The organism is Faecousia sp. (assembly GCF_048519415.1).
Classification (GTDB): Bacteria; Bacillota; Clostridia; order Oscillospirales; family Oscillospiraceae; genus JAZOXB01.
The window spans coordinates 1-21,377 of the sequence record NZ_DBFZUT010000006.1 but is presented as its reverse complement, the minus strand read 5'-3'; the positions used below and the strand labels follow the sequence as shown (position 1 = coordinate 21,377).

The 21,377-nt window shown below is 60.9% G+C and carries 17 protein-coding genes, 3 pseudogenes and 1 riboswitch; of the genes and pseudogenes, 7 read left to right on the top strand and 13 right to left on the bottom strand.

Going from position 1 to position 21,377, the window contains the following annotated elements; genetic code table 11:
• Together ACMKFF_RS00790 and ACMKFF_RS00785 are read left to right on the top strand one after the other, a co-directional pair.
• A pseudogene (locus ACMKFF_RS00790) lies at positions 1–269 on the top strand (hypothetical protein); the annotation flags it as partial.
• Positions 266–2,257: a prolyl oligopeptidase family serine peptidase gene (locus ACMKFF_RS00785; RefSeq protein WP_419495741.1), complete on the top strand. Its 1,992-nt coding sequence runs from the start codon at positions 266–268 to the stop codon at positions 2,255–2,257. The pseudogene ACMKFF_RS00790 and the gene ACMKFF_RS00785, both read left to right, overlap by 4 nt.
• Before the next feature lie 270 nt (positions 2,258–2,527).
• Here ACMKFF_RS00785 and ACMKFF_RS00780 read toward each other — a convergent pair.
• A pseudogene (locus ACMKFF_RS00780) lies at positions 2,528–2,734 on the bottom strand (sodium:proton antiporter); the annotation flags it as partial.
• Positions 2,735–2,773: 39 nt separating this feature from the next.
• Here ACMKFF_RS00780 and ACMKFF_RS00775 point away from each other — a divergent pair.
• Positions 2,774–3,238, top strand: a complete 465-nt coding sequence (locus tag ACMKFF_RS00775) for a hypothetical protein (RefSeq protein ID WP_419495740.1) — start codon at positions 2,774–2,776, stop codon at positions 3,236–3,238.
• Here the strand turns inward: ACMKFF_RS00775 and ACMKFF_RS00770 are convergent.
• From ACMKFF_RS00770 to purE, 12 genes and pseudogenes are all read right to left on the bottom strand, one after another.
• Positions 3,220–4,323, bottom strand: a complete 1,104-nt coding sequence (locus ACMKFF_RS00770) for a tyrosine-type recombinase/integrase (protein ID WP_419495739.1) — start codon at positions 4,321–4,323, stop codon at positions 3,220–3,222. The genes ACMKFF_RS00775 and ACMKFF_RS00770 overlap by 19 nt on opposite strands.
• 26 nt (positions 4,324–4,349) lie before the next feature.
• Positions 4,350–4,562 (bottom strand): annotated as a pseudogene (locus tag ACMKFF_RS00765) (site-specific integrase); the annotation flags it as partial.
• A gap of 576 nt (positions 4,563–5,138) precedes the next feature.
• Positions 5,139–6,647, bottom strand: a complete 1,509-nt coding sequence (locus tag ACMKFF_RS00760; protein WP_419495738.1) for an IMP dehydrogenase — start codon at positions 6,645–6,647, stop codon at positions 5,139–5,141.
• Between the two features lie 11 nt (positions 6,648–6,658).
• Entirely contained in the window at positions 6,659–10,330 is a 3,672-nt protein-coding gene (locus ACMKFF_RS00755) for a phosphoribosylformylglycinamidine synthase (protein ID WP_419495737.1), read from the bottom strand.
• Between the two features lies 1 nt (position 10,331).
• Positions 10,332–11,609 (bottom strand): phosphoribosylamine--glycine ligase, encoded by a 1,278-nt coding sequence (gene purD, locus ACMKFF_RS00750; RefSeq protein ID WP_302929165.1) that lies wholly within the window; start codon positions 11,607–11,609, stop codon positions 10,332–10,334.
• An 18-nt stretch (positions 11,610–11,627) separates the two neighbouring features.
• Positions 11,628–12,806: a phosphoribosylaminoimidazolecarboxamide formyltransferase gene (locus ACMKFF_RS00745; RefSeq protein WP_419495736.1), complete on the bottom strand. Its 1,179-nt coding sequence runs from the start codon at positions 12,804–12,806 to the stop codon at positions 11,628–11,630.
• 10 nt (positions 12,807–12,816) lie between these two features.
• Positions 12,817–13,449, bottom strand: coding sequence for an IMP cyclohydrolase (locus ACMKFF_RS00740; RefSeq protein WP_302929163.1), 633 nt, complete (start codon positions 13,447–13,449; stop codon positions 12,817–12,819).
• Entirely contained in the window at positions 13,442–14,062 is a 621-nt protein-coding gene (purN, locus tag ACMKFF_RS00735; protein WP_419495735.1) for a phosphoribosylglycinamide formyltransferase, read from the bottom strand. Before purN ends, ACMKFF_RS00740 begins: the two co-directional genes overlap by 8 nt.
• Entirely contained in the window at positions 14,056–15,093 is a 1,038-nt protein-coding gene (gene purM, locus ACMKFF_RS00730; protein WP_419495734.1) for a phosphoribosylformylglycinamidine cyclo-ligase, read from the bottom strand. The genes purN and purM overlap by 7 nt, the downstream gene beginning before the upstream one ends.
• Positions 15,094–15,097: 4 nt before the next feature.
• The gene (locus ACMKFF_RS00725) at positions 15,098–16,522 is read right to left on the bottom strand and encodes an amidophosphoribosyltransferase (protein WP_419495733.1); all 1,425 of its coding nucleotides are present in this window, start codon (positions 16,520–16,522) and stop codon (positions 15,098–15,100) included.
• Positions 16,522–17,202: a phosphoribosylaminoimidazolesuccinocarboxamide synthase gene (locus tag ACMKFF_RS00720; protein ID WP_419495732.1), complete on the bottom strand. Its 681-nt coding sequence runs from the start codon at positions 17,200–17,202 to the stop codon at positions 16,522–16,524. Before ACMKFF_RS00720 ends, ACMKFF_RS00725 begins: the two co-directional genes overlap by 1 nt.
• A 42-nt stretch (positions 17,203–17,244) precedes the next feature.
• Complete coding sequence (gene purE / locus ACMKFF_RS00715; RefSeq protein WP_302929158.1) at positions 17,245–17,736, bottom strand: 5-(carboxyamino)imidazole ribonucleotide mutase; 492 nt, start codon at positions 17,734–17,736, stop codon at positions 17,245–17,247.
• A 51-nt stretch (positions 17,737–17,787) separates the two neighbouring features.
• Positions 17,788–17,886, bottom strand: a riboswitch (ZMP/ZTP riboswitch).
• Positions 17,887–18,066: 180 nt separating this feature from the next.
• On the opposite strand from purE, the gene ACMKFF_RS00710 reads away from it, so the two are divergent.
• The 4 genes from ACMKFF_RS00710 to pyrF all read left to right on the top strand — a co-directional run.
• Positions 18,067–19,371, top strand: coding sequence for a dihydroorotase (locus tag ACMKFF_RS00710; protein WP_419495731.1), 1,305 nt, complete (start codon positions 18,067–18,069; stop codon positions 19,369–19,371).
• Positions 19,368–20,102 carry a dihydroorotate dehydrogenase electron transfer subunit gene (locus tag ACMKFF_RS00705; protein ID WP_419495730.1) on the top strand — a complete coding sequence of 245 codons (735 nt, stop codon included), beginning with the start codon at positions 19,368–19,370 and terminating at the stop codon, positions 20,100–20,102. The genes ACMKFF_RS00710 and ACMKFF_RS00705 overlap by 4 nt, the downstream gene beginning before the upstream one ends.
• A complete protein-coding gene (locus ACMKFF_RS00700) occupies positions 20,096–21,013 on the top strand; it encodes a dihydroorotate dehydrogenase (RefSeq protein WP_419495729.1) in 918 nt (305 codons plus the stop codon). The genes ACMKFF_RS00705 and ACMKFF_RS00700 overlap by 7 nt, the downstream gene beginning before the upstream one ends.
• The coding region (gene pyrF / locus ACMKFF_RS00695) for an orotidine-5'-phosphate decarboxylase (protein WP_419495728.1) at positions 21,006–21,377 on the top strand (372 nt) is incomplete at its 3' end. The genes ACMKFF_RS00700 and pyrF, both read left to right, overlap by 8 nt.

Below are 21,377 nucleotides of genomic sequence, written 5' to 3'. Positions count from 1 at the left end.
GTGACGAGAATCTCCGCCGGGTGCTGGACTCCCGTGTAGCCCATCTGAAAAACAGTGCGATGGGCTCCAGCGTGGGTGGATATGCCACGGTGGGCGCCATGTTCGTGAAGGAGTTTGTCGAGGAGACGCCTTGGATCCACTTGGATATCGGCGGTACCGCTTGGACCACCGAATGTGAGGGGATCTATACAAAGGGCGGTATTGGATTTGGCACGCGGATGCTTTATGAGACGTTCAAGGTAATGGAAAAGGAGGGGTCTCAGGTATGAAGAAGCTGGCGTTGACGGATTTTGCCAAATATCGGTATCCTTCTGCACTGGAGCTGTCTCCGGACAGCAGATATCTGACCTTTGCACTCAAGGATGTCGACAGGGAAGGAGACGGCTACCGGTGGAATCTGTGGCTGTATGATCTGGAGCGCAGGGAGAGCCGGCAGATCACCCAAGGAGACGACCAGCGGAAGGCTGTTTGGGAGGATAACACCCATATTCTCTATAAAACCACGGAGCCGGACGAAGCGCTGCGGGCGCGGGGCTTCGAGGAAGAGTGGACGGTGTATCACCGCCTGAATGTATGTACAGGTGAAGATCGCGAGGCGTTCCGTCTCCCCATGTCCGTATCCGGGCTTTGGAAAATGGACGATGGCCGTTATGTTTTCACGGGCGAGACCCATTTGGACCGGCCGAATCTTCTGGAGCTGACGGGAGAGGCGCTGGAGAAGGAGCTCGTTCGCCGTCAGCAGACCAGGGGCTATAAGGTTTTGACGGAGCTGCCCCTGTGTGAAAACGGGGTCGGGATGTTTAATCAGACCAGAAACACGCTGTTTCTCTATCTGGAGGCTGCCGGAGAATATCGCCGGATCACGCCGGAGGACTATGATGTGAATCATGTGAATGTCCGCCCCGGTCAGGTGCTCTTCACTGCGTTTCCCTTCCGGGATGTAAAGCCGGTCACCGAGGGAATGTATCGCTGGGATGCGGAGCGGAACGAGACGGAGACGCTGATCACGCCCGACAAATACAGCATCGACTATGTGGGGCATTTGGGCCGGAAGGCGCTCTGCCTGGGACTGGTCATGCGGGACTACGGCGTGTACGAGCACCCCACATTCTTTGTGGTGGACGAAAAGGGCGAGGAAAATCTGGGCCGCTATGACCGCCGGGTCAACTCCGAGGTGGTCACCGACTGCTTCTCCGGCGCCGTCACAGGACAGAGAATGGTGGGTGAGACGCTGTATTTCCTCAACACGGACGGCGTGGGTTCTGGCTTGTGTATGTGGACGCGGGAGACCGGTGTGCAGACGCTCTTCGGCGGCGACGACTACCTTATTGATTTCGATACCAAGGACGGAAAGAGGTTTCTCTTCTCTGCGGCTGTGGGTCTGAAGCTCCCGGAGGTGTACCTTTGGGATGGCGGCCAACTGGAGCAGCTGACGGATTTCAACGGGTCTGCACTGGAGGGCGTGACCATTTCCGTACCAGAGCGGCTTACCTTTACCAATACCGACGGCGTGGATATCGACGGCTTCGTGATGAAGCCGGTGGGATACGAGCCGGGCAAACGATATCCGGGCATCCTTCATATTCACGGCGGGCCGAAGATGGTATTTGGCCCGGGCTTCCACCATGAGATGCAGCTTTGGGCGGCCTCCGGCTTTTTCGTATGCTACTGCAACCCCAGAGGAAGCTGCGGCAAGGGAAATGCCTTTGCCGATCTTCAGGGTAAGTACGGAGAGGTGGACTTCCGGGATCTGATGGAGTTCACGGATGAGGTTCTGCGGAGGTATCCCGAAATAGACGCAGATCGGATGGGCGTTGCCGGCGGTTCCTATGGCGGCTTTATGACCAACTGGGTCATTGGTCACACGGATCGTTTCCGCTGTGCCGTGTCCCAGCGGAGCATTGCCAACTATGTGGGGGATTATCTCCTCTCGGATATCGGCTACTATTATGTGCCTGACCAGCAGCTTGGCACCATTTGGGAGCATCCGGAGCGTTTGTGGAAGGCGTCGCCCCTTACCTATGCCGACCGTGTTAAGACGCCCACACTCTTTATTCACGCAGATAAGGATTACCGCTGTACGCTGGCCAACGGTCTGGAAATGTTCGCAGCGCTCAAGCTCCATGGTGTGGAGAGCAAGCTGTGCATGTTCTACGGTGAGAACCACGGCCTGAGCCGAGAGGGAAAGCCCTCCAACCGCATCAGCCGACTCAGCGAGATCCTGCGCTGGATGGATGAGCACCTGAAGGAAGAATAAGGGAGCGCCAACCGGCGGGTTCTGGCAGAGTGTGTGCCGGAGCATTTGCCGCGCTTAAAGCTGCATCCCTTGGAAGCTGTCTTTTTTACATGGCGATTTCAGCGGATAGCGGCCACAGCGCCGCGTCATACAGGTATCGCGGAAGCATTACGCCGAGAGCCCGCCTTCTTGAGAAGGGGGGCTCTCGGCGTAAATAAATGTGCGAAACAGGATGCCTTACTTTTTGTCGAACAGAATGAACAGCGGGCTGGACAGGCACGGCAGGAAGGGCTAGAACAGCAGGGGGATGATGTCAAAGGCGCTGATGGTGTAGCCGAGGGTTGCACAGGTGGAAATGGCCACCAGCATCTGGGCGCCGTAGGGGATGGTGCCCTGAAAGATGCAGGAGAAGGTGTCCAGTAGGGAGGCGGAGCGCTTGGGGCTGATGCCGTATTCCTCCGCCACCTCCTTGGCGATGGGGCCTGCCATGACGATGGCCGCCATTCCGAGGCGGACATAGAAAGCCGCTGTCACAAAATGCGAATCAATGCCGCAGAGCTGGAGCAAGCGGCATTCCTGACGCTGAAAAAGCAGATGGAAGCCGCCGCGCCGCTTGCCCCGGACGGTACGCTTCGGGCAGATAGCTCCGTGCCGGAACGCACCGAATATGAGCAGCAAATCGAGACACTGCAAGACGGCAAGCGCACCTTGTATGAACGCTATCTCATGGGCGAGATTGACCTGAACACCTACAAGGCAGAAAAGGCCGCATGTGACGAGCTGCTGCTGAAAACGAAAAACGCCTATGCCGCAGTATTGGCACAGGCGAAGCAAAAGCAAGACGAACAGGCACGGCAGGACAGCCGCAAGGAAGCGTCCAAGGCGATTTTCGATGCGGACACGCTGACCACCGCGCTGGCCGAGCTGCTGATCGACCGGGTGCTGGTGTACCCCGATAAGCGCATGGAGATCGCGTACAAAATTCAAGATATTTTTAGTTGAGGTGGCAGACATGGAAATTGCGTTCTATTGCAGAATGGGCGGACTGGGCTTCGGTTTTGTCCTCCCCGATGAAGCTGACAAGCTCCGCGAGTTTTTCGCCGAGCATCAGGATAAGCCTGCGCTTGAGAATCCATCAAGCGCAAGCTAAAAATTTTTGTCGTGTGCTTGACATACGGGTGCCGCAGATCATGGAAGCGTACCCGTTCACAGCCCGCGTGGTCCAACAGCCTGTGCAGCCGCTGGCGCACCACCGATGGGAGCAGAGGCGAATCCTCCTTCTTTGGTGACGGAAACAGCCATCTGGAAACATTCCTTTTCCGGTACTCCCTGAACACCTCCAACACTTTGGGCGGCAGGAGCAGAGTGCGTACCGCCGCCTTTGTTTTCGGCTCAGTGATGACCAATTCCGAGCCTATGACCACCGCCTGCTTGCTGATTCGCAGTTCGCCCGTGGTCAAATTCAGCTCCTCCCATTGCAGGGCCGTCAGCTCGCCCAACCGCAGTCCTGTGGCAAATTCCAGCAGGAACAACTCGTAGTACTTTTCCTCCTTCGCCTGGATCAGCAGCTTCTGCATGGACTCCCGCGAGAGGACATTCATTTCCCCTTTTCGGGCGGGCGGCAGCTTGCAGCCGGACGCCGGATTCCGCGGGATCAGATTCTCTGATACAGCCTGTTCCAGCGCCCGCCGGCACAGGCTGTGGATGTTGCGGAGCTGGGAGTCCGCCAGCCCCGTTTCACCGTCCGATTGGTCCGCACGCCCCTCTGTTTTCAGCCAGACGAAGAACTGCTGCATATCCTTCGCGGTCAGCCTGTTCAGCGGGATATGACCCAGCCCCGGTCTGATGTACAGCCGGAGGTAGCCTTCGTAGATCCGCCGTGTGCCGGGACGGGCGGCGGGTCTGCTGTGCGTCTCATACCAGTGCTCCATCCAGTCCCCGAAGGGCATATCTGCCCTGGTCCTCGGCGGTGCAGGCGGCGCAAGGGCGTCCTTCAGCGTTTTCAGCTTCTCCACACACTCAGATTTTGTTTTAGCCAGCACATTTTTCGTTTTCGGCAGACCCTTGTCATCGTAGCCGATGACCACGCGTCCTTCCCATCGGCCGTCCTTTCTCAGGCGGACAGTTCCTTCTCCGTTTTTTCATTTTCTTGCCACGGCTTCAGCTCCTCTCCGAAAATATCGGTCAAAAATTCATCTACGATCTCTGCCGCCCTCTTTTGCATATCGCCGGTGGTGTGGGTGTAGGTGTCCAGCGTGAAGGTCGCCCGGGTATGACCCAGGATGCCTGAGAGCGTTTTCACATCCACGCCGGAGGTCAGGGCATAGTATTATATGATAAAGCGATAAATCGGTCAAGTGAAAATTCGGGACCGTGCAGAATTTCATCAGTTTAAACAGTTTTTCACTGCTTTTTTCTGCTGTTTTGCGAATTGCAGTCCCCACAAAAAGATGCTATCCTTTAAGTACAAAAGAAAGGGTGAGACCAATGTACAGTGAGGATACCCCCGAGCCATGGCGGCACGGGGAAGACGGCTGCAAGGGATCTGAGAAAAAACACTCCAATGTTCCCCGCATCATGAGAACCGCGCAACGGTGCATTGCATAGCAGAGAGCACCCCAGCACAGGAAAGATCTTGTATGCCGTGACTCCGCAGAAAGAGAGGTAGTCAATGATGTTAGATATTAAGAACCATGGATGACCCTTGGCCGTGAAACGCAGGAGATCGGCCAAGGGTCATCGTTGTTTTTGATAAGTGTTATGTGCAGCGGCTTTCGAGCCGCCGTTTTTTTTACCCTGCGAAAAAAGCTGAACGCGGCGCAGATCCGCGAATTTCTGAAAATCTACGCCCAATAAGCGATAAGCTGGATGCGCTTTGCGTTGTCAATTGGCGCGCCCCTGCTCAGTCATTCCCCTTGCCGGTGGAGCGGAGCATCACATCGTGATAGCCGCCCTCGACGATGCTGGTGGCGGAGACGAGCGTGAGCTTCGCGTTCTTCTGAAGATCGGGGATCGTGGTCACGCCGCAGTTGCACATGGTGGATTTGACCTTATAAAGGCTACGCGCGACATTATCCTGCAAAGAGCCTGCGTAGGTGACATAGGAATCCACGCCCTCCTCAAAGGCAAGACCCGTCTTGCCGCCGATGTCGTAGCGCTGCCAGTTGCGCGCGCGGTTCGAGCCCTCGCCCCAGTATTCCTTGACATACACGCCGTTGACAAGGAGCTTATTCGTGGGCGATTCGTCAAAGCGGGCGAAGTAGCGGCCGAGCATCAGAAAGTCCGCGCCCATGGCGAGGGCAAGCGTCATGTGATAGTCGTGGACGATGCCGCCGTCGGAGCAGATGGGAACATAGACGCCCGTTTCGCGGAAATATTCGTCGCGCGCGGCGGAGACCTCGATGAGAGAGGTCGCCTGACCGCGGCCGATGCCCTTGGTCTCGCGCGTGATGCAGATGGAACCGCCGCCGATGCCGACCTTGACAAAGTCTGCGCCGCACTCGGCGAGGAAGCGGAAGCCGTCGCGGTCGACCACATTGCCCGCACCGATCTTCACGGTATTGCCGTAGTTCTCACGCACGAAGTCAATGACCTTCTTCTGCCAGACAGAGTAGCCCTCGGACGAGTCAATGCAGAGAATATCCGCGCCCGCCTCAACGAGCGCGGGGATGCGCTCGTGGTAGTCGCGGGAGTTGATGCCCGCGCCGACCAGATAGCGCTTCTGCGCGTCCTGGAGGGCGAGGGGGTGCTCCTTATGCTCGGCGTAGTCCTTGCGGAAAACGAAGTAGCGCAGGCAGCCGTTCTCATCCACAATGGGCAGGGCGTTGAGCTTGTGCTCCCAAATGATGTCGTTGGCCTCCTTGAGCGTGGTGGAGGAGGGAGCAGTGATGAGCTTTTCGCGCGGCGTCATAAAATCGCGCACCTTGAGGTCTGTGCTCATGCGGCTGACGCGGTAGTCACGGCTCGTGACGATGCCGAGGAGTTTCCCGTTGGGCATGGCGTCCTCAGTGATGGCGACGGTGGAGAAGCCGTTTTTCTCCTTGAGCGCGAGCACATCGGCCAGCGTGTGCTCAGGCGTGAGATTCGAGGCGCTGACGACGAAACCCGCCTTGCTGCTCTTCACGCGGCGCACCATCTCCGTCTCGCTTTCGATGGACTGCGAGCCGAAGATGAACGAAAGCCCGCCCTCCTTGGCAAGCGCGACGGCGAGCGTGTCGTTCGACACCGACTGCATGATCGCCGAGACCATCGGGATATTCAGGCTGATGGGGCAGTCCTCCTGCCCCTTGCGGTATTTGACCAGCGGCGTTTTGAGCGAAACGCGGTCGGGCACGCACTCCTCCGAGGTGTAGCCCGGTACGAGCAGGTACTCGCTGAAGGTATGAGACGGATCGGGATAGTAATAGGCCATGACTTGCCCTCCTATTTTTTGAAGTAACGCACCGCCGAGGCGAACAGGTGCATATCGTAAGTCCCCGGCACGTTTCGGTAAAGCGCGGGGCCGATGCGCTCGCTGTGCCCCATTTTGCCAAACACCCGCCCGTCGGGGGAGGTGATGCCCTCGATGGCGCAGACGGAGCCGTTGGGATTAAAAGCAGTATCCATTGTAGCATATCCGTCAAGGCCTGCATACTGCGTGGCAATCTGGCCGTTTGCGGCAAGCTGTTCGATCAGCTCCTGCGAGGCGAGAAAACGCCCCTCGCCGTGCGAAATGGGAACGGTGTAAATATCTCCCACCTCTGTTCCCGCAAGCCACGGAGATCGCGTCGAGCACACGCGCGTGCGCACGAGCTTGGACTGGTGGCGGCCGATGACATTGTAGGTGAGTGTCGGGAAGGACTCGTCGGTATCCATGATCCTTCCGTAGGGCACGAGGCCGAGCTTGATGAGCGCCTGGAAGCCGTTGCAGATGCCGAGCATCAAGCCGTCGCGCTGCTCGAGCAGCGCCGTCACCTGCTCGCGGACGGCGGCGTTGCGGAAAAACGCGGTGATGAGCTTGGCGCTGCCGTCCGGCTCGTCGCCGCCGGAGAAGCCGCCGGGAATGACGATCATCTGTGCGGTCCTGACGGCAGCGGCAAAGCGCTCGACGCTGTCGGCGACATCGGCGCTCGTGAGGTTGCGGACGATGAATTGCTCGGCGTCCGCGCCTGCCTCCGAAAGCGCGCGCTGCGTGTCGTACTCGCAGTTCGTGCCGGGGAAAACGGGGATGAGCGCCTTCGGACGCACCTGCTTGACGGCGGGGGCGACGCGCGTCTTCGTTTCATGGGAAAAGCTCTCGACCGTGCCGCTGTCCCGCGTCTTTGTCGGGTAGACGGCTTCGAGCACGGCGTCGTTCAGCGCGGCAAGCTCTTCGATGGAGGCACTGTCCGCGCCGAGGGCAATGGCCTTTTCCGCTGTGGTGACGCCGATGCGCACGGCGTCGGAGACTTCATCGCTCAGCTCGGCGACAATCGCGCCTGGCATGGGGGCGAACCAGTCAAGCACCGTATTTTCCGCGGCGAAGCCGATCTCGTTGCCGAAGGACATCTTCATCACCGCCTCGGCAAGGCCGTTTTCGACCGCCCATGCACTCACGACCTTGCCCGCGCGCGCAAGCGCGGTGAAACGCTCCCACGCGGCGGTCTGCTGCTCGGGCGCTTTGCCTGCGAAGAGGTAGACACCGTGGCCCACCGCCTTCAGGTCGGTCGTCAGCAGCTCGCCTTCGAGCAGCGGCGCGATGGCGAAGGAGATGAGCGTCGGCGGCACATCGCGGTCAAGAAAGCTGCCGGACATGGAGTCCTTGCCGCCGATGGCGGCGGCGCTCATCTCCAACTGCGCGTCCAGCGCGCCGAGCAGCGCCGCGAAGGGCTTGCCCCAACGCGCGGGCTCATTGCGGAGCTTTTCAAAAAATTCTTGCAGGGAAAGATATGCCTTATGATAGTCTGCGCCTGCGGCGACGAGCTTGGCGACCGAGGTATAGACCGCGTCGTGCGCACCGCGATAGGGGTCGGCGCTCAGCGCGTCGGGGTCGCAGCCCCAGGCCATCACGCTGCCCTGCGCGGTCTTCTCGCCGGGGAGGACGGGCAGAAGCGCCGCCATCGCCTGCGCGGGGCTGCGCTGCGTCCTGCCGCCAAAGGGCATGAGGAGTGTCCCCGCGCCGACGGTGGAGTCGAAGCGCTCGACAAGGCCGCGGCGGGACGCGCTCTTGAGGCTGCCCGCCATGCCGCGCAGCGTTTGAGCTGCGGCGGGAGCGACACATTCCCTCGCGGGGACGGCGACGGAGGCGTGCTTCGTCGCGCCATTGGTGTCGAGGAAGGCGCGGGAGAGGTCGGCGATCGTCTGTCCGCGCCAGCGCATGACCATGCGGGGGCTTTCGGTCACGACCGCCACGCGGTAAGCCTCTAAGTTTTCCGCCGCGGCAGCGGCGATGAATTTCGCCTCGTTCTCCGGTGCGACGACAACCGCCATGCGCTCCTGCGATTCGGAGATCGCAAGTTCCGTGCCGTCGAGGCCCTCGTACTTCTTACGCACGGCGTCGAGGTCGATGATGAGTCCGTCCGCCAGCTCGCCGACCGCGACGGACACGCCGCCCGCGCCGAAGTCGTTGCAGCGCTTGATGAGGCGCGTGACCGCGCCGTCGCGGAACAGACGCTGGATCTTGCGCTCCTCGGGCGCATTGCCCTTTTGCACCTCGCTCGCCATCGTGGAAAGCGATTTCATATCGTGGCTCTTGGAGGAGCCGGTCGCGCCGCCGATGCCGTCGCGCCCCGTGCGCCCGCCGAGCAGGATGACCACATCACCCGGCGCGGGACGCTCGCGCACAACGTTGTCCGCGGGCGCGGCGGCAACGACTGCACCGCACTCAAGGCGCTTGGCGACATAGCCCTCGTGGTACAGCTCCGCGATATGGCCGGTAGCAAGGCCGATCTGGTTGCCGTAGGAGGAATAGCCCGCCGCGGCGGTCTGCGCGAGCTTGCGCTGCGGAAGCTTGCCTGAAAGCGTTTCGGCAAGCTCCTTTCTCGGGTCACCGCCGCCCGTCACACGCATTGCCTGATGGACATAGGCACGGCCGGAGAGCGGGTCGCGGATGCAGCCGCCGATGCAGGTGGCCGCGCCGCCGAAGGGCTCGATCTCGGTGGGATGGTTATGCGTTTCATTCTTGAACATCAAAAGCCAGTCCTGCTCCTTGCCGTTCACCATGGCGGGCACATGGATGGAGCAGGCGTTGATCTCCTCGCTCTCGTCGAGCTCGGGGAGCAGCCCGCGGGCTTTGAGCGTCTTTGTGCCGATGGTCGCAATATCCATGAGCGTCTGCGGGCGCTTGGCAGCCCTCTCCGCGCCGTAGACCTCCTCGCGCGCAGCAAGATAGCGCGCATAGGCACCCTTGACGGCGTCATCGTCGATGCGGACCTCGTCAAGGTGCGTGGAGAAGGTCGTGTGGCGGCAGTGGTCGGACCAGTAGGTGTCGACCACGCGCAGCTCGGTCACGGTGGGGTCGCGGCGCTCGGTCTCGCGGAAATAGTCTTGCAGCGCCTTGAGGTCGGCAATATCCATGGCAAGCCCCATAGAGGAGAGCAGTGCGGAGAGCCCGGCCTCGTCCATGGCGGTGAAGCCCTCGACGGACGAAACGCACTTCGGCTCGGCAAGCTCCTCGGCGAGCGTTTCGGGCTTTGCAAGGCTCGCCTCGCGGCTTTCGACGGGGTTGATGACATAACGCTTGACCGCCTCGACATCGGCATCCGTCAGCATCCCATAGAGCGCGTAGACCTTCGCCGTGCGGATGCGCGGGCGCTCGCCTTGGCTCAGAAGCTGGATGCACTGCGACGCGCTGTCCGCGCGCTGGTCGAACTGACCGGGCAGGGGCTCGACGGCAAAGACCGCGCAGGCGTCCTGCGTGTCCGCCGCGTCGGACACAAGGTCCAGCGGCGGCTCGGAAAACACGCTCCTGCAGGCATTTTCAAAGAGAGGGGCCTCGATCCCCTCTACATCATAGCGGTTCCAGATACGCGCGGCGCGCAGGCCCTGCACGCCGAGAAAATCGCGGCAGTCCGTCAGCAGCGCCTCGCACTCGGGCGCGAGACCTTGCCGCTTTTCCACATAGGTCCGAAATACCATTTTATCCTCTTTCCTCCCGCGCCGCGAGCGCGGCGCTGCCGATGTCGCCGCGGCAGTATTTGTTGGCAAAATCTACGCCCTCCGCCAGATGGTACGCGTCCTCGACGGCGGCCCTCAGTGTGGGGGCGACGGCGGTGACGCCGAGCACGCGTCCGCCCGCGGTCAGGAGCGTATCGCTGTCCTTTTTCGCGCCCGCGACATAGCAGTGCGCGGCGGCCTCTTCGCTCATTGTGATGGGGAAGCCGCTCTCATACTTTTGAGGGTAGCCCTCGGACGCAAGCACGACACAGCAGGCAGAATCAGTCGAAAATTCCACGCTCACATCCGCAAGCGTACCGTTCGTCGTCGCCTGCATGACGGTGAGCAGGTCGCTTTTGAGCAGCGGCAGCACCGCCTGCGTTTCGGGGTCGCCGAAGCGGCAGTTGTACTCCACGACCTTCGGGCCGCTCTTGGTGAGCATCAGCCCGAAATAGAGGCAGCCGCGGAAGGGGCGGCCCTCGGCGCGCATCGCGCGGATCGTCGGCAGGAAAATATTCTCCATGCACTCCGCCGCAATTTCCTTTGTATAGTACGCGTTCGGCGCGACCGCGCCCATGCCGCCGGTATTGGGGCCTTTGTCACCGTCGAGCGCGCGCTTGTGGTCCATGGAGGAGACCATCGGCACAAGCGTTTCGCCGTCGGTGAAGCTCAGCACCGAGACTTCGGGACCCTCCATATATTCCTCGATGACGACGCGCGCGCCGCTCTGACCGAAGGTCTTATCCTCGATCATCGCGCGCACGGCGGCCTTCGCCTCCTCAACTGTCTGCGCGACGACGACGCCCTTGCCGAGCGCGAGGCCGTCCGCCTTGACGACGATGGGCGCACCCTCGGCGTCGATGTAGGCACAGGCGGAGGGCGCGTCGGTAAAGACGCGGTATTTTGCGGTGGGAATGTTGTATTTTTGCATCAAGTCCTTTGCAAACGCCTTGCTCGCCTCGATGACGGCGGCCTTTTTGTCAGGGCCGAAGCAGGGGATGCCCGCCTCGCTCAGCGCGTCGACCGCGCCGAGGGCGAGGGGGTCGTCGGGCGCGACGACGGCATAATCAATGCCGTGCGCCTTGGCAAATTCGACCTGCGCGGGGATGTCCTTCGCGCCGATCTCACTGACGCAGACCGCGTCGGCGGCGATGCCGCCGTTGCCGGGCAGACAGTAAATTTTCTCGACCGCGGGGTTTTCCTTCAGCTTTTTAATGATGGCGTGTTCGCGGCCGCCGCCGCCGATGACCATGAGCTTCATGGAGAAATTCCTCCTTGCTTAATGATGGAACAGGCGCATACCCGTGAACGTCATAGTGATGCCGTATCTGTTTGCCGTCTCGATGACATTGTCGTCGCGGATCGAGCCGCCCGGCTCGACGATGTAGGAAGCGCCGCTCTTGCGCGCGCGCTCGACATTGTCGCCGAAGGGGAAAAAGGCGTCCGAGCCGACGGTCACGCCGCGCTGCTGCGCGAGCCAAGCGCGCTTTTCCTCGCCCGTGAGCGCCTCGGGGCGCTCTTGAAAGACGCGCTGCCACGCGCCGTCGGCAAGCACATCGTCGCACTCGTCGGAGAGGTAGACATCGATAGCGTTGTCGCGGTCGGGACGGCGGATGTCGTCCACGAACGAGAGGGCGAGCACCTTCGGATGGCGGCGGAGATACCAGTTGTCCGCCTTCTGTCCCGCAAGTCGGGTGCAGTGGATGCGGCTTTGCTGGCCCGCGCCCACGCCGATGGCTTGACCGTCTTTCACATAGCAGACGGAGTTGGACTGGGTGTATTTGAGCGTGATGAGGGCAAGGAGCATATCGCGCTTTGCGCCCTCGGGCAGGTCTTTATTTTCGGTGACGATGTTCGTGAGCAGGCTCTCATCGATTTTGCAGTCGTTGTGCCCCTGCTCAAAGGTGATGCCGAAAACATCCTTCTGCTCCAGCGGCGCGGGAGTGTAGGCGGGGTCGATCTGCACGATGTTGTATTTGCCGCCCTTTTTCGTCTTTAAGATGGCAAGCGCCTCGTCGCTGTAAGCAGGGGCGATGATGCCGTCGGAAACCTCGGTTTTCAGATACTCGGCGGTGGCGGCGTCGCACTCGTCGGAGAGTGCCGCCCAGTCGCCGTAGGAGCAGAGGCGATCCGCGCCGCTGGCGCGGATGTAGGCACAGGCGATGGGGGAGAGCGCCGTGCCGGGCGCGACGAAATAGGCCCTTTTGTCCACCTCGTCGAGCGGCAGGCCGAGCGCCGCGCCCGCGGGGGAGACATGCTTGAAGCTCGCCGCGGCGGGAAGGCCCGTCGCCTCTTTCAATTCGCGCACGAGCTGCCACGAGTTGAAGGCGTCGAGCAGGTTGATGTAGCCGGGCTTGCCGTTGAGAACCGTAAAGGGAAGGGCTGCGCCGTTTTTCATGAAAACGCGCGCGGGCTTCTGGTTGGGGTTGCAGCCGTATTTGAGTTCCAGCTCGTTCATGTCGTCCTCCTCAGTCGCCTGAATTTTTGTTGAACAGCTTCACTTCGCCGTTCACGTTCGCATAAAGGGACACCTTATTGTCCGCGTTGAGCGCCGCCCAGACTTCTTCGGGCGAGGGGACGCTCGCCTCCATCGGCTCGCCCGTAAAGGTGGGCAGGGGGTTTCCGTCCCCCTGATAGGTACTGATGAAATAGCCCTTGCCCTCGTCGCAGCCTTCGTAGCAGAAGAACTCGCGCAGACAGCGCCCATCCTTACGCTTGAGGATGGACAGCTCGAAGGAGCCGTCCTCGTGCATGATGGCGGAGATGCGCGGCGTCCAGTTCGGCTCGTCCGGCTCGTATTCGCGTGTCATGAGGCCGCGGCGAAAGTCGCCGTGCTGGCAGATGGTGTCGGTCTGGTCGCCGTTCGTCACGACGAGGTCGCGCCCCATCGTGCGCACGGGATGATAGATGATGAGGCTGGGGTCAGAGAGCTTGGCGGGGTCGTGCGCCTCGGTGCGGATGCCGTCCTCGGTCTTGACAAAGACGCGGTTGCGGCTGTTCTCGCTGCGCCCCATGATGAAATAATACACACAGCGGCGTCCGACAAGGATGCCGCGGCCGGGATAAGAGGTCGCCTTTAAAAACTCCAGAAAATCAGTCATTTTTCTGCTCCTTCTCTCTTACGATCTCTGCGCAGACGCGCTCTGCCGCAAGCGGCAGCAACTGCCATTCCGCCTGCTCCATCACACGCCGCTGTATCGTTTCGGGCGTGTCGCTCGGCGCGATCTCCACCGCCTTTTGCAGCAGGATCTCGCCGCCGTCGGGAATTTCGTTGACAAAGTGTACCGTCGCGCCCGTGACCTTCACGCCGCGCGCGAGCGCGGCCTCGTGTACCCTCAAGCCATACATCCCCTTGCCGCAGAAGGCGGGGATCAGGGACGGATGGACATTCAGGATGCGCCGCGGCCACTGCTTTGTAAATTCTGCGCTGAGGATGAACGTAAAGCCTGCGAGGAGAATGAGGTCGATCTCCTGCTCGCGCAGCAGTGCGGAAAGCTCGTTTTCAAACGGCTTCTGCCCGCAGGCGGGCGAGAGCACGCGTGCCGCAACACCCGCGTTTTCCGCCCGCGTGAGCGCATAGGCCCCCGCGCGGGAAGAAACGACCAGCACGATCTCGCCGTGCGGCATTTTTCCGTCGCGCTGCGCGTCGAGCAGCGCCTGCAAATTCGTGCCGCCGCCGGAGACCAGCACGGCGATGCGGGCGGGTGTCAGCATAGCGCCACCTTTTCCTCGCCCGATACGATCTCACCGATGACGCCCGCTTCCTGACCGAGAGAATGCAGCGCGGCGAGCGCCTTATCGGCGCTGTCTCTTGCAGCGACGAGCACCATGCCCGTGCCCATGTTGAAGGTGTTGAACATATCGCGCTCCGAGATGCCGCCCATGCGCGCGAGCAGGGGGAAGATGGGCGGGATGTGCAGCGCTTTCTTTTCGATCTTCGCGCACAGGCCGTCGGGAATGCAGCGCGGAATGTTCTCATAAAAGCCGCCGCCAGTGATGTGGCTGATGCCGCGGACATCGGCGGCCTCAACGGCCGCTAACACAGGACGGACATAGATCTTCGTCGGGCGCAGCAGCTCCTCGCCGAGCTCGCAGCCCAGCTCGCCGTAATACTGCCCGAGGTCGGCGTTCTCCACATCGAACACCTTGCGCACGAGCGAGTAGCCGTTGGAGTGCAGTCCGCTGGAGGGCAGCGCGATGACCACATCCCCCGGCTGCATTTTGTTCTTGTCCAGAATTTTGTCACGGTCCACGACGCCCACGGCAAAGCCCGCAAGGTCATAGTCGTCCGGCTTCATCGTGCCGGGGTGTTCAGCGGTCTCGCCGCCGATGAGCGCGCAGCCCGCGCGCACACAACCCTCGGATACGCCCGAGACCAGCGACACGACCTTTTCCGGGATGTTCTTGCCGATGGCGATGTAGTCGAGGAAGAACAGCGGCTTCGCCCCGCAGCAGATAATGTCGTTGACGCACATCGCCACGCAGTCGATGCCGACGGTGTTGTGACGATCCATGAGCTGCGCGATGCGCTGTTTGGTGCCCACGCCGTCCGTGCCGGAGACCAGCACAGGCTTTTCAAGCCCGTGCAGATCCAGCGAGAAAAGCCCGCCGAAGCCGCCGAGATCGGAGATCACATCGGCTGTGAGCGTGCGCTGTACATAGCGGTTCATCATTTTTACGCCCTGATAGCCCGCCTCGATGTCAACGCCGGCGGCCGCGTATGCTTCCGAGTGAGAGATGCCCATAATGTCATTCCTTTCCGGTCCAGCAGTAGGTGCAGACCTTGTCCCTGTCAATACCGATCGCCTCCAGCAACCCGTCAAGGGACTGATAGGAGAGTGAATCAAAGCCGAACTGTGCGCAGATCTCGTGCAGCAGGCATTTTCCGCGCTCGGTGCGGCTGTCGGCGTATTCCTCCAGATGCTTTTGGCCCTCGTTGCCCTCCAGCTCCTGCACCATGCGGCGCGCGAGCAGGTCCATGGCGCTGTTGCCGCGCGAAAAGTTCAGGTAGCGGCAGGGGTACATGATGGGCGGGCAGGCCGAGCGCATATGGACCTCCGCCGCGCCGGTGCTGTATAAAAAATCCACGGTCTCGCGCAGCTGCGTGCCGCGCACGATGGAGTCATCCACAAACAGCAGCTTCTTTCCCTCGATCAGCTCCGGCACGGGGATCTGCTTCATGCGCGCCACTCTGCTGCGCACCTGCTGATCCTCCGGCATGAAGGAGCGCGGCCAGGTCGGGGTGTATTTCACAAAGGGACGCGCAAGGGGCTTGCCGCTGTGGTTGGCATAGCCCATGGCGTGCGGCACGCCGGAATCTGGCACGCCGGCGACGAAATCCACCTCGGGCACGCCGCCGCGCTCCGCCTCATCCCGCGCCATGATCGCGCCGTTGCGGTAGCGCATCAGCTCCACATTCACACCCTCGTAGTTAGAGTTCGGGTAGCCGTAATAGGTCCACAAAAAGGCGCAGATCTTCATCTGCTTCCCTGCGGGAGAGAGTGTTTGGAAGCCCTTGGCGTTCAGCCGGACGATCTCCCGCGGCCCCAGCTCATAGGCGTCCTGATAGTCGAGCTTATGATAGGCGAAGGACTCGAACGATACGCAGTAGCCGTCCTCGCGCTGTCCGATCAGCACAGGGAGGCGTCCCATGCTGTCACGCGCGGCGATCAGCTCTCCTTCCTCGGTCAAAATCAGGATCGTCATGGAGCCGTCGATGACCTCCTGCGCGTGGAGGATGCCGGAGACAAGGTCGTTTTCCTGATTGATGAGCGCGGCGGTCAGCTCGGTGACATTCACGCGGCCGCTGCTCAGCGTCAGAAATTGCTGGCCCTTGTCGGAGAGATAAGTCTTCACCAGCTCGTCAGTGTTGTTGATGATGCCGACCGTCACGATGGCGTACAGGCCCAGATGGGAGCGCACGAGCAGCGGCTGAGGGTCGCTGTCGCTGATGCAGCCGAGCCCCGCGTGGCCGCGAAAGTCCGCGAGGTCCCGCTCAAACTTCGTCCGAAAGGGCGTATTTTCAATGTTGTGTATTTGGCGCTGGAAGCCCTCCTTCTTGTCAAAGAGCACCATTCCGCCGCGGCGCGTGCCGAGGTGAGAATGATAGTCCGTGCCGAAGAAGACATCCAGCGCGACATCGCGGTCCGAGACCGCGCCGAAAAAGCCCCCCATTACGCAAAGAACAGTTCGGAGAGCGTCATGGGGTCGATGTACTTTCCGTCCCGATAGACGCGCATATTGCCGGAGGAGATCTCGTCGATCAGCATCACGCTGCCATCCGGCGCGTAGCCGTACTCAAACTTGATGTCATAGAGGACAAGGCCCTTTTCGCGCAGGTCGTCCGCGACGACCTCGGTGATCTTCTGCGTCATGGCCTTGATGTCGTCATACTGCTGCTCGGTCATCACGCCCAGCGCCACAAGGCCGTCCTTCGTCACCAGCGGATCGCCCAGCGCGTCATTTTTGAAGGTCGTCTCCACATAGGCGGGCAGGTCGGCGCCCTCTTCAATGTACTCACCGTAGCGGCGGCGGAAGCTCCCCACCGCCTTGAGGCGGCAGATGACCTCCAGCCCGTGGCCGAAGACTTTCGCGGGCAGGACCTCCATCGTGGTCTCCTTCAGATCCGCGGAGACATAGTGCGTGCGGATGCCGGCGGCGTTGATCTTTTCAAAAAAGTGCTTGGTCATGCGCAGGTTGACATTGCCCACGCCCTCGATGGTCAGACCCACGCTGTTCTCGCCGGGGTCAAACACGCCGTCCTTGCCCGTGCAGTCATCCTTGAACCTGAGCAGGTAGTTGCCGTTGTCCAGTGCGAATACATCCTTGGTCTTTCCGGTATATACGAGTTTCATTGCTTTCAGCTCTCCTTTTATTTCTTGAAGTGTATTCCTTATTTACTGATAAAGCGCCCGAACCTCTTCGTCCGCGCGCAGCACGGCGTCCCGTTCCCGCGTCCGCGCCTCGTCCAGCTTTTGGGCGAGCTCCGCGTCGGAGACCGCCATGATCTGCACCGCCAGCAGCGCGGCGTTCTTCCCGCCGTCCACCGCCACCGTCGCCACAGGGATGCCGCTCGGCATCTGCACGGTGGAGAGCAGTGCGTCCATGCCGTCAAGCTTCGTCCCGCTGCACGGCACGCCGATCACCGGCAGCGTGGTGTTTGCCGCCATCGCACCGGCAAGATGCGCTGCCATGCCGGCGAACGCGAGGATAACAGAAAATCCGCCCTCCCGAGCCGACGCGGCAAATTCCCTTGCTTCATTCGGACACCGGTGAGCGGATAATACGCGCACTTCCATCTGGACGCCGTAGTCTCGCAATACGCCTACGGCCTTCTCCGCGACGGGCAGATCACTCTTGCTGCCCATAACGATCGCAACCTTCCTCATTTGCGTTCCCTCCCTCAAACATAAAAATAGGCGCTCCGCTGCCCTTTGCAGTTGGAGTGCCCGGACGGTCGGCCTCTGAAACGCGCCGCCTCAGAGCGATGCTCCCTGCTCCCCGTGGTAGCCCACATTCCGTCAGTTACAAGGGGCTCAACTTGAATTCAGTGTACCATACGCCCTGCTTTTCGTCCATTCCGCAAAAAGGAGAAAGAAGATAGAAAATCTTAGCTATATTTGTATCGTTATGACAATTCATAAGATACGCTTATATCGCGTCTTGAGAAAACTTATCGTCGAAAAACCATTTTTTTGTCTTGACAAGGCGATCTTCGCGTGGTATTCTATCAAAAACTTGAGGAAAGAGAGGCGATCGTCGTGACCGTGGTTTTGAAGGGTGCGCAGGTGTTCCACCGAGGTGCTTTCAGCGGCGGTGATGTTTCCGTTTCCTTTGGGGATCGTGTTTTTTGCAAGGATATTGTTTTTCCTTCGTCCCTGAATGTTTCTTCCTTTGCCATATTACCCGGTTTCGTTGATGTGCATGTGCATCTTCGGGAGCCGGGTTTTTCTTATAAGGAGACCATCCGCACCGGCTCTTTAGCGGCGGCCCACGGCGGCTATACCGCCGTGGGCGCCATGCCGAATCTGAACCCTGTGCCGGACAGCATGGAGACGCTGCAAATGGAGCTGGACGCCATTGAAAAAGACGCCGTGATCCGCGTTCTGCCCTACGGGGCCATCACGAAAGGTGAGCAGGGCGGGGAACTGGCGGACTTGGACGCCATGGCCCCCTATGTGGTGGCTTTCTCCGACGACGGAAAGGGCGTTCAGGATCGTGATATGATGCGCCGCGCCATGCTGGAGGCCAAGCGCCTCGGCAAGCTGATCGTGGCCCACTGCGAGGACAATTCTCTGCTGCGGGGCGGCTACATCCACGACGGCGCTTATGCCCGCGCCCACGGACATCGGGGTATCTGCTCCGAGAGCGAGTGGCGGCCCATCCAGCGGGATCTGGAACTGGTGCGGGAGACAGGCTGCGGCTATCACGTCTGCCACATCTCCACCAAGGAGAGCGTCGCACTCATCCGCAAGGCCAAGGCCGAGGGCCTGAATGTCACCTGCGAGACCGCCCCCCACTACCTGCTGCTGGACGATTCCTGCTTGCAGGAGGACGGCCGTTTCAAAATGAACCCGCCCCTCCGGGACAAGGCGGATCGGGAAGCCCTGTTGGAGGGTTTGGCGGACGGAACCATCGACATGATCGCCACGGATCACGCCCCTCACAGCGCCGAGGAAAAGGGCGGGGGACTGGAAAAAAGCGCCATGGGCATCGTGGGACTGGAAACGGCCTTCCCGCTGCTCTATACGTATTTGGTAAAGCCCGGCGTCATTTCCTTTGCCCGCTTGATGGAACTGCTCCATGACGCGCCCTGCCGCCGCTTCGGCATTGCGCCGGCCACCGGCTTTACCGTGTTTGATTTGAACCGTACCTATCCGATCGACCCCGCTGAATTTCTGTCCATGGGCCGGGCCACGCCCTTTGCGGGCTGGAGTGTACAGGGCCGCTGCCTGCTGACAGCCATGGAGGGGCGGGCGGTCTGGTATGATAAGACCTTGCTGGAGGGGGAGGACGCCGAATGAAGGAGACACTGCTGACTGTTTTGGAAAATACCCGGCTGGCAGACGGCATCTACCGTCTGCGGCTGGCGGGGGACACCTCTGCCATCACCGCACCGGGGCAGTTCGTGAATTTGAAGCTCTCAGGTTTTTTCCTTCGCCGCCCCATCTCCGTGTGCGATTGGGAGAACGGGGAAGTGACCCTGATTTATAAGGTTTTGGGCCATGGCACCGAGGCCATGACGGGCATGGCTGTCGGCACGGCACTGGATGTGCTGACGGGCCTTGGCAACGGCTTTGACTTGTCCCGCAGTGGGGAACACCCCCTGCTGGTGGGCGGCGGCGTGGGTATCCCGCCGCTGTATGGCCTTGCCAGGCGGCTGACCGCACAAGGTAAGCGCGTCACCGCCGTGCTGGGCTTTAACCGAAAATCCGAGATTTTTTTAGCGGAGGAATTTCGGGCGCTGGGTGCGGAGGTCGTCATCGCCACCGCCGATGGCAGCGTCGGTCTCAAGGGCCTTGTGACCGACGGCATGGCCGCCGTGTCCGACTATACCTATCTCTACACCTGCGGCCCGGAGCCGATGCTCAAGGCGGTGTACGCTGATTGCAAGACCTCCGGCCAGTTCAGCTTTGAGGAGCGGATGGGCTGCGGTTTCGGGGCCTGCATGGGCTGCTCCTGCGAGACGAAATACGGCAATAAGCGCATCTGTAAGGATGGCCCCGTGCTGGAAAAGGAGGAGATCGTATGGTGAACACAAAAGTGACCCTCTGCGGCATTGAGATGGACAACCCCATCATCCCCGCCAGCGGCACCTTCGGCTTTGGCTATGAGTTCGCGGAGCTGTACGACATCAATATGCTGGGTACCTTCTCCTTCAAGGGTACGACCCGGGAGCCCCGCTTCGGCAACCCCACGCCCCGCATCGCGGAGTACGCCGGCGGCCTGCTGAACGCGGTGGGTCTGCAAAACCCCGGCGTGGACGCGGTGATCGCAACGGAATTGCCAAAGCTCAAGCAGGTATTTCACAAGCCGGTGATGGCGAATGTCAGCGGCTTTTCCGCGGCGGAATACGCCGAGGTCTGCGAGAAGTTAGACGCGCAGGAGCAGGTGGGCTGGCTGGAGGTCAATATCTCCTGCCCCAACGTCCACGGCGGCGGCGCGGCCTTCGGCGCGGACCCCAAGTCCGCTGCCGAGGTGACGAAGGCGGTCCGGGCAGTGACGAAAAAGCCCATCATTTTAAAGCTGTCCCCCACGGCGGCTGATATTGCCGCCGTCGCCAGAGCCTGCGAGGACGCGGGGGCTGACGGCGTGAGCCTGATCAACACCCTGCCGGGAATGCGCATCGACCTGAAACGCCGCCGTCCGCTGCTGGCCAACACCACTGGCGGTATGTCCGGCCCGGGAATGCTCCCGCTGGCGGTGCGGATGGTGTATCAGGTCTACGAGGCCGTTTCCATCCCCATCGTGGGTATGGGCGGCGTCACCACGGCGGAGGACGTTATCGAGCTGATGCTGGCGGGCGCCACTGCCATCGGCGTGGGCGCGGCGAACCTTGTGGAGCCGTATGCCTGCAAGACCATCATTGAAAATCTGCCTGCCGTGATGGAACGATACGGCATGGAAAATCTGACGGAGATCATAGGAGGAGCACATCATGGGTAAGGACGTTATCGTTGCGCTGGACTTCGACAGCAAGGAAAAGACACTGGCCTTTTTAGACCGTTTCACCGAGGAAAAGCCCTTTGTGAAGATCGGCATGGAGCTGTTTTACGCCGAAGGCCCCTCCATCGTGCGGGAGATCCGGGCCCGGGGCCACAAGATCTTCCTGGATCTGAAGCTGCATGACATTCCCAACACCGTGAAAAAGGCCATGGCGGCATTGTCCGCGCTGGATGTGGACATCGTGAACCTCCACGCCGCCGGTACCGCCGCCATGATGACCGCCGCGCTGGAGGGTCTGACGCGCCCCGACGGTACTCGGCCGCTGCTCATCGCCGTGACCCAGCTCACCTCTACCGAGCAGGAG